The following is a 10,446-nucleotide window of genomic DNA, read 5'->3' on the forward strand; positions in this document are numbered from 1 at the left end:
TCTTCCTTCTTACTCCGGCTCTTTTAGCTTAATTGTTAACTTGTCATTTTCCTTTACCTTCGAGCCTGCCTTTATGCTTTGGGAAGATACATAGCCACTTCCTGAGCTTTCAAGCTTTAACTGATTTAGTTCTGTTACTTTTAAAACATCGCGTATGGACCAGCCCTTCATATTTGGGACTGTTTCTGTGCCATTTGTCTTTATGATTACTTTTTCCCCTTTTAGATAAGTGTCCCCTTTGTTTGGAAGCTGACCTTCTACTGTTTTACCGTTTCCGATAACAATAGCATTTAATCCTTTATCTTTGAGAATTTTCTTCGCCTCTTCTGCGGTCATTCCACTTAAATTCGGAATTTCAATTGGTTTAGAAACTTTTTCTTCAGTCGGGACAATATCCATATATTGCAAACTACTCTTCATGACAGATGTGAAAATTTCGGCAACTGGCTCAGAACCAACTTCCGTTTCCTTAAGCTCTGGCTGCTGGACAGCTACATACATAATCAATTCCGGATCGTCCTTTGGAGCCATTCCTAAGAATGAAAAAATATAATTTTCGCTGCCAGTTAGATAGCCGCCACCACTTTTTGGAATTTGTGCGGTTCCCGTTTTCCCAGCAACAGCATATCCATCAATATTGAATTTTTTGTATCCTGTTCCCTTGGGACTTGTAATAACTGTTTCAAGAATATCGCGAACTTCTTTTGCCGTTGCAGCAGAAATAGGTGTTCCCGTCACTTGTGTCTCACCTTTTTTAATTATTTCTCCTGTATTCGGATTTTTAATTTGCTCGATTACGTATGGCTTCACCATTTTCCCATCATTAGCAACAGCTGTTGCTGCTTGAATTTGTTGGATTGGTGTTAGAGCCGTACCTTGTCCAAACGCAGTTGTAATTTTTTCAATTGGCCAGTTAAAAACAATGGAACTATTCGCTTCTCTTGGTAGGTCAATACCTGTTGGTTGATCTAGACCAAATTTCGTTAAATATTCCCTAAACGTCTCAAAGCCTATTTTTTCCTTAGCAAGTTTAGCGAAGGCTACATTGGAAGATCGTTGAACACCTTCTAAATAGGATATAGATCCCCAGCCTACACCGCCGTTATGATCGCCTATTCCCTCATATCTACCGGACTTGTATTCTTCATTTGGGTTAAATACGCCTTCCTCAACAGCAGCGGCTAAAGTGAATATTTTCATTGTAGATCCTGGTTCATAATTCGTTTCAATTGCTTCATTATGCCAAGAATCTGTAATACCATCCCTTGTTTCTGGATCAAAGGACGGTCTTTGACTCATCGCTAAAATTTCTCCTGTTTTTGGATTAGCTACGATTGCAATCATTTTCGCAGGATTGTATTTATCATTCACTTTATTCATTGTGTCCTCTAAGAAGGATTGAATTTTCTTATCGAGTGTCAAATAAACATCATTACCATTTTGCGCTGGTTCAATTTTATCTTTGCTATTTGGTAAAATATATCCCCATATATCTTTGCTATACTCCATGCTACCATTAGTACCTGTTAACATTTTATTTAAGCTTTCTTCGATGCCGAGTCGGCCCGTTTCTTTGCCCTCATCTTCTTCTACATATCCGATTACATGGGACGCAAAAACGCCATTCGGATAAAATCTCTTTTTCCCTTCAACGATTTGAATGCCAGGGAGCTTCAAATCTTCAATTTTCTTTTTCGTTTCATAGGAGAGGTCCTTCCCTGCCTTTCCAAACTCCACTTGTTTGGCTCCCTCTTTTGTTAAAATTCTATAAATCTCTGATTCTTGTAAATCAATATATTTGGCTAACTCTCTAGCCGTCTTTTCTGGATCATCCACATGCACTTTTTTATCTAAATTCTTACTTAATGAGGCGTCGGTTACAGCAACAAGCTTGTAGGAAACAGCATCTTCTGCGATTACTTCTCCATTTCGATCTAGAATACTACCTCTTGATGCATCTAACACACGGGATGTATTATGTTTCTTTTCTGCTTGTGCAGAAAGCTCCACTCCTGATACTTCTCCTGTTGCCTGAATATAAACAAAACGAATAACTAAAACAAAAAAGAGCAGACAAAAGAAAACAAATAGGATGGCTGCTCCAAAATTAATATTAGGTTGCTTTCGAATCATTGCTTAATGCACAACCTTTACATTGTCTTTGCTAAAATCTAGACCTAGTTTTCCAGCTACTTCGCGCAAACGCTCAAAGCTGCTTAAATCCTTTACTTGTGTATCTAATTCCTTATTTGATTTTTCAATAGAATTAACAGAGCTTTGTGTTACTTGAATCTCTTTGTTCACTTGATAAATCTCCGATTGGTTGCTTACGATTTTCACACCGCCAAAACAAATAATCGCTACAAAGGCAACTCCTAAAATCTTCTCTCCAGGAGATAATAATGATTTGGTTTGTTTAAAAACCTGTTTAACCGACTGTTTTTCTTCTTGTTGCTGAAATTGATCCTGTTGAATTTTTCTAGCTAAATTGCTCATTTAATTACCTCCTGCATGCATGTATTATTGTTTTTCAGCAACACGTAATTTTGCTGATCTCGCTCTGTTATTAAATTCTAATTCTTCTTCTGACGGAGTAATTGGCTTCCTTGTTATTAATTTCAATTCCGGTTTAAATTCATCTGGAATAACCGGAATTCCTGGTGGCAATGGTGGTAGGTCGCTTGCTTTTTTAAAGGCCGACTTACAGATTCTGTCTTCAAGGGAATGAAACGTGATGACACTAATTCTTCCGCCTGGATTTAATAACTTAATGGCTTGCTCTAACGACGATTCAAAAACACCTAGTTCATCATTGACTGCAATTCGTATCGCCTGAAAAACTCTTTTGGCAGGATGACCGCCTTTTCTTCTTGCAGGTGCTGGAATGGCCTCTTTTATTAATTCAACCAGTTCTCCTGTTGTTTCGATTGGTTGATTTTCTCTTGCTGCCTCGATTTTTCTTGCTATTTGCTTGGAAAATTTCTCCTCCCCATACCGAAAGAAAATTTTAACTAACGATTCATAGGACCAAGAATTTACAACATCATATGCCGTAACATCTGCTTCATTATCCATACGCATATCTAGTGGTGCATCATGGTGATAGCTAAATCCACGCTCTGGAGTATCCAATTGCGGGGAAGAAACACCTAAATCATAAAGAATACCATCTACATGTGTAAGTCCTAAGTGCTGAATTTCTTCTTCTAAATAGCGAAAATTACTTTTTACAATCGTTAATCTGTCTTTATACGGAGCTAATTTTTGCTCTGCATTTTTTATTGCCACTTCATCTTGATCAAACGCTATTAATCTTCCACTGCCTGATAAATTGGAAAGAATTAACTCGCTATGCCCTGCTCCGCCTAATGTACAATCCACATAGATTCCATCTGGTTTAATATGGAGGGCATCGACCGCTTCATTTAGTAAAACTGTTGTATGATTAAACATGAATCCACACCTGTCTATAAATTTTTCTGGTAAGTAATAAATGATTATGTACTTCGTGAAAAAAATTAAATATCGAATCCAATCATATTCTCTGCAATTTCTGCAAAAGAATCCTCTGATTCTGAAAAATAATTTTCCCACTCTTGTTTATCCCAGATTTCAATACGATTAGAAACGCCTAAAATAACACATTCCTTCTCTAGTTGCGCATATTGAAATAGGGGCGACGCAATATTTATGCGACCTTGTTTATCAATTTCGCATTCTGTTGCTCCGGAGAAGAAAAAACGGGTAAATGCTCTAGCATCCTTTTTCGTTAAAGGCAATTGCTTAAGCTTTTCTTCTATTATCTCCCATTCGCTAAGTGGGTAACCGAATAGGCATCGATCGAGGCCACGGGTTAGGATAAAGGTTTCACCTAAGTTATCTCTGAACTTTGCAGGCACAATGATACGTCCTTTTGCATCGACATTATGATGATATTCCCCCATAAACATACCCTTGTCCCCCACTTTCTAACCTCAATGTACCACAATCCCCCACTTTCCTCCACTATTAAATTTAATTCTATCTATTTTGTTTATTTCCTGCAATAAAATTAATAATTTTGAAAAGACTTAAAAATGCTCTTATTGATATTTTTGAAGTATCGAAATCGCTTTATAATATTTTTTTCCCAATAAGAGGAGATTCCAAAAAATTTCATAAGAAAGGCATAAATCTACGAAAACACACAAAAAAACCGCCCTATAAATAGGGCGGCTCTATATTTCCTTATAGTTTAACCACTTTATGCGTTCCATCAAAGGCCATTGGCAATTCCATAACTTCTTCTAGGAAATCGAGTCCATACTTATTTAAGAAATAAGTAATATTCCAGATTCTTTCTTGAGGAGAACCTTCTGGCTTTAAATTTTGTTCAATGCGGTTAAACTTATTCACGATTACTTCATGCTTTAATTTCACCGAAGCATCTACTTTATTCTGTAAAAACTCCACTTGGCTTACTAAAAACGCTTCATTTTTTTCCATTAACGGCAATAAGCCCTTATACTCTGATTTCATTTCCTGTTCGAGCTGATCATACTTGACTCCAATTGCATCCTTCAATTCACTTAGTAACTGTGTAATCTTTTCATTCGAAACGGATTGTAAAAACTGCTCACACTTTGCAGATGTTCCATTGATCAAAACATCCTTGATTGATAATGTTAATTCCTCTATGTCTGCTTCCACACTTCTCTCTAAGAGAGTAATATTTAAACGTGGAATGACCGGTGGCATCTTGATTCCTAAGTGCTCAAACGCGGACTTAAGCTCTGCCCAATAGGCAATCTCTCCTGGTCCGCCAATAAATGCCAGTGTTGGAAAGAGAAGATCTTGCGTTATTGGCCTTGTTACAACATTATTACTTAATTTTTGAGGGAATTCACTTGCTATATCCCTTAATTCTTCGATAGTAAAAGATACTGTTTTATCTTTTCCGATAAAACGACTTTCTTCTTTGTCGTATTGCAGCAACACTCTTTCTTGCTCTACCTCATCATAATAGAACAAGTTAACCGGATTTTCTGCCATTTCGATAACAAGAGAATAACCATTTTCCTGCACTAACTTCTGCTGTTCAGATACTGCATTCGCTAATTTTTGAAATTCATTGATTTGTTTTAGAAAAATTTCTTTCTCTAACTTACGAATTTCTTTATCACCAGAATCAACCAAAAGCAATCCATAATCTTTGAATAGACTCATTGTCATATAGCTAAAGAAATCAACAATCGTTTTGGATTCATGGACAGCTGTTTGCAAAAGTTGCAGTAAAGGCTTAGAATGCTCGGTTTCACCATATGATTCAACAATTGTTTCCAGCCAGTCTAAACAGACCTGTTTATCAAGCGCAGTATCTGAGGCCATTCTTTTATCCAACACCCTTTGTGGATACACAACTTTTTTCATCTTTTCCTTACTTGGTGTATAAATATGATTAATCTCTAAATAATCATGATCCTCTCCTGCCACCCAAAATACCGGTACAACCGGAATTCCTAAATCTTCTTCTTTCTGTTTAGCTAAAAGAATAATGCTTATCACCTTATGAATGGAATAGAGCGGACCAGTAAGGACACCTGCCTGCTGCCCTCCTATAACAACCACACTATTTTCCCGTCTTAATTTTCCGATGGATTGCCTCACTTTTTCACTTTGAGGAAAATTTTTCATATATCTTTCAATATAATCAGCAACCTCATTTCTCATAAACGACCTTGCTTCTAATTCTTTCAATCTTTTCTCATAGCTACCGTTATCAAGATAAGAATAATGAAAAAATTCCTTCATGCTATTCTTTTGTTCTAAGTAATCTGTTACGAACTTATTTGCCACAGGCAAAGAGAGATTTATCATCTCCATCTATGTACTTCCTTTCTCCAATTCAAGTTTTCCTTCTATGTATTCTTTCTTTTTTAATGGACTCTTCAATAGTGGGAGTCCTGCCACACGCTTCTCATTCAGCTAGCACTTCTAAAAAACATCTATTATCATTCAAATTATTTCGTTACATAGAAAAGTATAGCATCCCTTTTACATAAAAGAAAAAAAGTTGCTTACTACCTTTTTTATTTGCTTGATTGTTCTTTCTTCTAAAAAGCTAATTTACTCAACAAGGCTATTAATACTAATTGCTTCTAGCATCTGCTAGTTAATTGCCCCCTATTCATTGCCAGCTTATTGTTCATTTTACAGATAATTATTTTATACAATTTCCATCGCCTTTAGAATAGATAGCACAAGGCCGTAAATAACCAATACAATATAGAAAGTGAAGAAAAGCATAAATGTTACTCGCCAAATCCCTTTAAATATTTTTTTATAATCCATTTCCTCTTTTATTTTCCAATGAATAATAACAAATATCATTCCGATCAACAAGATAAAAATAATAATATATATTAATAGGGATGTATTCCAAATAGACTGAATCAGAAAATGCACCGAAAGAACAAAAAAGATGGTGCTAATATCTAGTGCTAGATGTATGGAAAATCGATGCTTTTTTGTAATCAGCTTACTAATAACAAAAACAATAAACAACGTAAAAATCGGAAATACAACGAGAAAACTAATGAGCTGTGAAGTTAAATTAATCATTGATATACTCCTCTCTTCCTCGTTCTTTTCCTTTAATCATTAAATAAGCAGCAGTTGCAAAGGGCGCGTCTATGTTTTTCTTTTTTGCTTCTTCTATTATGTATCCCAAAATGGCGTCTATTTCTGTCTGTCTCCCAGCCTCTACATCTTTTAGCATCGAAGATTTATTTAAGGCCGTATTTCGAATGACCTCAAAACAATAGTCAGAGTACCATTTTCTATCGGCTTCTCTTATAGATAAAATCTCCAACACTTCGTTCATAAATAAATTCGTTAATTGATAATAATAACTATTTTGCAGTAATTGACCATTTTGCACGTGCAAAATACTTGTTAAACTATTTACAATACTATTTACCACTAATTTTTTTTGCATCATCGTTATATAATCAGGTTCATATAATAATGGAAAGGAATGATTAGTCGCTGTAGTTAACGAGATAAGAATCTCGTCCATCTCTCCTTTGACACAAGCAAGTTTAATAGCTCCAATACCGGTATGGACTACTGTTTGGTCATCTTCCTTCATGGCCCCATGCTCTACTATCCCAATCATTATATTAGCAACTTTAGAGTCCATGATTTTCTCTAAGTGACTCATCCCATTTTGTAAAAAGCATATTGCTTTTATTTTCGTTCCAAGTAGCTGCATCTTTTCATAAATTGGCGCTAATTGATATTGCTTCACTGTCACAATTGTAAGTTCGTCTCCACCATTCCATTCTGTAAAATAACGAACCTTTATTGCTCGAGCCTTCTTTTCCTCATTCACTTTATAATAAATACCATGGTTCTTTAACAGCTCATATTGTTTCTTAGACCGCACGTATAAAGTAACATCATGCTTTTCCTTTAGCTGGTATGCACATAATAAACCAATTGCACCAGCTCCAATAATTCCAATTTCCATTAGAGGCTCCTTTACCGTTTCAAGTTATTGTTAGTTCTATATTAACATTTTCTGAAAAGTTTGTTAGTAAGAAAAGATCAGGAAAAGAAAAAAAATAGTCAAAGGAGGCATTTGGTAATATTTCTTATAGAAGGATGATAAGCAGGAGACAAAAATATGAAGCAAAATATAGAAATAAATTTTGAACTTTTTAATGAGAAAAATGCGAAGTTTAAGAGGAAGTAAAGATGATACGAATCAAGGCTTTAACTAATTCAAAAGAATATTACTAGTTGCCTTTTTATTTCAAAGCAGCCGTTCACTTTCTCTCCTGCAAGAGGCGAGTGAGCAATGCTCCGATAGATCGCAATTATAAAAGCAGGAGTCGAGCGGATTAGTACCCTTCACTTATAGGCTACCTCCTGCAAAAGAGATATTTTATGATCATTTTAGTACCCAAAACAGTTATGAATATAAGAAGGATGATTCTTAATTAGACTTTTGGCAGCTTATCTTCATCTTTAAAGACCACCATTTGTCTTGCTTTTTCCATCAGCTCCACTAATGCTTTATAGGCGCCTTCCATGGAGTCTAATTCACTTTGCAACTCCTCGTTTTCCTTCTTTAATATCGTAAGTTTTTCTTCTAATTCCTTTGTTTTCTCTTTAACAGTGGAAGAATCTATATTTTCTTGCTCCCACTTACTCGCTTTATCATATAAGTCTTTTAAATAGAGCATCATTTCATCGAATTGGTTCTGGACTGGTATTGGAGAAGCAGAAGGCTTGACGATTACTTCGTCTGCAGTATATTCTTCTGTTCCAATTGTCTTTTTTAATTGTTTTCTTTGTTTCTTAGCAAGTTCAATACCTGATTTATATTGTTTGCGTACATATGAATTCCAACGAAATCCACACGCTGCGCTTGTTCTCGATAATAGCTTTCCTACTTCTTCAAATGCTTGAAGCTGTGTTCCGCCTTCTCTAATATGACGAAGAACAATTTCTGCAAGCAGAATATCTTCATCCTTTGACCAAGCATCTTGTCTTGTTGTTGTCATCAGTAAACCCTCCTAGTGTTTTTTATTCATACATATGCATCTACTAGAAAAGATAGACTGAATATTCCTCATTGAAAAAAGAAAATTGACAAAATGCTCTTTATCAACTAAATAAACTCCTTACAAAATCAGCAAACCCTTTAGAAATAGCAACTCATTGAAATAATTCGTTCTCTGAAATCACTTTGATGCCATTCCTTCTTAAAATAGCAGTTGTCACACCCACCCCGTCCTTTTTTGTACCATCAAAACAGCCTGTGTATATAAAGCTACTTCCACAAGAAGGACTATTTTCTTTTAAGACTACCATTTCCGGGTTCAAGCTTTTTATAAATTCTAACGTTTTAAAAGCCCCATTAATATACATTTGGGTAACATCATTCCCTTTACGATCCTGTACAACTGCTTTCCCATCGAGAACATCATAGCCATTCCCGCCAATAATCTCTGCAGGCTCTCTTGGAGTAGAGAATCCACCCAATAACTCTGGACAAACCGTTCTGATTTTTTTATCATTTAATAGCTTTTCCATGGATTCATCTAAACAATCGGTTTCATTATACCGAACCTTTAATCCTGCTAAACAAGAACTAACGACAATCATTTGTTCTCCCCTTATCTGATTAGTATGTATTCCTATTACTTTGTAAAAAGACTTTAATTCCAATAAGTATTTTTTGTACAGGTATATTTTCCTTTCTTCTATTTTATCGCATTTATTTTTACGAAAATAGCGATAAATGGAAAAAAGCACAAGAACCTAAGTTCTTGTGCTTTTTGATCAACAAAAAAGATATTAGTTGCTTACAACTTCTTTCCCTTTGTATGTTCCGCAAGCGCTGCATACGCGGTGAGCAAGTTTCATTTCACCACAGCTAGGGCATTCTACCATACCAGGCACTTGTAATTTAAAATGTGTACGACGTTTTCTCTTTGCAGTTTTAGATGTTCTTCTAAAAGGTACAGCCATTCGTCCCACCTCCTTAAAGAGTATTAAGAAAGTAATGAGAAAAGATGATTCCAATCTCACATTTTTCTTTTGCATAATTGGTTATGAGTTTAATTACTCATTTTCAAAAAACTTAGCAAGTCCAGCAAGACGAGGATCTACTTTCTTTTCCTGTAAATCTTGCTCTTGAATTACTTCCCAATCATTACCTGATTGAGGAGCACCCTCTTCTGTTGTATCTTCACAGAAGACTTGCATCGGTACCTCAAGTAAAAGTATTTCTGCAATAACTGGATTTAAGTCAATTACATCCCCTTTTACCTGATGAACTTCCTCTTCGTCTGTTTCATATTCTGAAACTTTTAATAGGAAGGTTTCTGTTGTTTCAACATTAATTGGATAATCCACGTCTACTAAAGTACGAGAGCAAGGTAGCACGAGAGATCCTTTTATATTTAAATGAAAAGTCACTTTCGTTGAATCAATATCTGTACGTCCTGTTATATGAATAGGAGATACTCTTCTTATGGTTGGATCTGTTTCTTTGATCACATCCATATTTATTGTTTCATCAATTGGCAATCCCTTACTTCGAAATTTTTGTAACTGGCTTAACGTCCATTTCATATATATCACCCCAAGGCAACAAAGGTAATTATAGCTTTCATATAATTATTTGTCAATATTTTGTCTTTACAGTAAAAAATAAGCAATAAAGGTATTAATCCCTTACTTATTTCATGATTTCTTTTCTATTCTACCCATATTCAACAGAATTGCAACCAAAAGTTCAATAGAAAGATTATTTCTCTGCTATTTCATTTAATATTTGAAGCTGGACAAAACAAAATAGATAATCTGTAAAGAGGAACAATCTCTAATTTAACTCTTAAATAAAGATTACTTCCATATACTGATTATTTATGTCTTTAAATATAGTCCAGCGTA

11 protein-coding genes are annotated in these 10,446 nt (G+C 35.2%); all 11 read right to left on the minus strand.

Annotated features, from left to right (window positions below; genetic code table 11):
- Window positions 1-9: 9 nt before the first annotated feature.
- Complete coding sequence (locus tag RTL21_RS08735) at window positions 10-2,133, minus strand: penicillin-binding protein (RefSeq protein WP_312095335.1); 2,124 nt, start codon at window positions 2,131-2,133, stop codon at window positions 10-12.
- A 3-nt stretch (window positions 2,134-2,136) separates the two neighbouring features.
- Window positions 2,137-2,496: a cell division protein FtsL gene (gene ftsL / locus RTL21_RS08740; protein WP_312095337.1), complete on the minus strand. Its 360-nt coding sequence runs from the start codon at window positions 2,494-2,496 to the stop codon at window positions 2,137-2,139.
- A 24-nt stretch (window positions 2,497-2,520) separates the two neighbouring features.
- The gene (gene rsmH, locus RTL21_RS08745; RefSeq protein WP_312095339.1) at window positions 2,521-3,453 is read right to left on the minus strand and encodes a 16S rRNA (cytosine(1402)-N(4))-methyltransferase RsmH; all 933 of its coding nucleotides are present in this window, start codon (window positions 3,451-3,453) and stop codon (window positions 2,521-2,523) included.
- 65 nt (window positions 3,454-3,518) lie between these two features.
- A complete protein-coding gene (mraZ, locus tag RTL21_RS08750; RefSeq protein WP_312095341.1) occupies window positions 3,519-3,950 on the minus strand; it encodes a division/cell wall cluster transcriptional repressor MraZ in 432 nt (143 codons plus the stop codon).
- A 277-nt stretch (window positions 3,951-4,227) separates the two neighbouring features.
- On the minus strand, window positions 4,228-5,862 hold the full coding sequence (gene bshC, locus RTL21_RS08755) for a bacillithiol biosynthesis cysteine-adding enzyme BshC (protein ID WP_312095343.1): 1,635 nt from the start codon (window positions 5,860-5,862) through the stop codon (window positions 4,228-4,230).
- 342 nt (window positions 5,863-6,204) lie between these two features.
- Window positions 6,205-6,600, minus strand: a complete 396-nt coding sequence (locus tag RTL21_RS08760) for a DUF3397 domain-containing protein (protein WP_312095345.1) — start codon at window positions 6,598-6,600, stop codon at window positions 6,205-6,207.
- Complete coding sequence (locus tag RTL21_RS08765) at window positions 6,593-7,510, minus strand: 2-dehydropantoate 2-reductase (protein WP_312095347.1); 918 nt, start codon at window positions 7,508-7,510, stop codon at window positions 6,593-6,595. Before RTL21_RS08765 ends, RTL21_RS08760 begins: the two co-directional genes overlap by 8 nt.
- 472 nt (window positions 7,511-7,982) lie before the next feature.
- Window positions 7,983-8,549 (minus strand): RsfA family transcriptional regulator, encoded by a 567-nt coding sequence (locus RTL21_RS08770; RefSeq protein WP_312095349.1) that lies wholly within the window; start codon window positions 8,547-8,549, stop codon window positions 7,983-7,985.
- 154 nt (window positions 8,550-8,703) lie between these two features.
- Window positions 8,704-9,153 carry a 2-thiouracil desulfurase family protein gene (locus RTL21_RS08775; RefSeq protein ID WP_312095351.1) on the minus strand — a complete coding sequence of 150 codons (450 nt, stop codon included), beginning with the start codon at window positions 9,151-9,153 and terminating at the stop codon, window positions 8,704-8,706.
- Between the two features lie 192 nt (window positions 9,154-9,345).
- Window positions 9,346-9,519 carry a 50S ribosomal protein L32 gene (gene rpmF, locus RTL21_RS08780; protein WP_312095353.1) on the minus strand — a complete coding sequence of 58 codons (174 nt, stop codon included), beginning with the start codon at window positions 9,517-9,519 and terminating at the stop codon, window positions 9,346-9,348.
- A gap of 93 nt (window positions 9,520-9,612) precedes the next feature.
- Entirely contained in the window at window positions 9,613-10,125 is a 513-nt protein-coding gene (locus RTL21_RS08785) for a YceD family protein (RefSeq protein ID WP_312095355.1), read from the minus strand.
- Between the last annotated feature and the right edge of the window lie 321 nt (window positions 10,126-10,446).

Source organism: Niallia sp., from assembly GCF_031978665.1.
In the GTDB taxonomy this organism is placed as follows: Bacteria; Bacillota; Bacilli; order Bacillales; family Cytobacillaceae; genus Niallia.